The following is a 240-nucleotide window of genomic DNA, read 5'->3' as shown; positions in this document are numbered from 1 at the left end:
GACCTGAGCATGATGGTATGGTTTAAACCGCGCCGTAACGTTCGCGATAGCCTTTGACCGGCTCGAAGAAGCCGCCAAATTCGGCATTGTTTTGCAATAGCGTGAACAAGTCGTTCAGGTTGGCAATCGAAACCACCGGCAGGCCGAATTGTTTTTCTACTTCCTGCACCGCCGACAATTCGCCCGTGCCTTTTTCCATACGGTCGGGCGCAATGGCCACTGCGGCAGGCGTTGCGCCTT

1 pseudogene is annotated in these 240 nt (G+C 55.0%); it reads right to left on the bottom strand.

Annotation, left to right across the window (positions count from 1 at the left end):
• Window positions 1-22 precede the first annotated feature (22 nt).
• Window positions 23-240, bottom strand: a pseudogene (gene pyrE / locus ACTHS4_RS12485) (orotate phosphoribosyltransferase); the annotation flags it as partial.

Origin of the sequence: Neisseria sp. P0014.S009, from assembly GCF_051958155.1 — a bacterium.
GTDB lineage: Bacteria > Pseudomonadota > Gammaproteobacteria > Burkholderiales > Neisseriaceae > Neisseria > Neisseria flavescens_C.
This window is presented reverse-complemented; position numbering and strand designations above follow the sequence as displayed.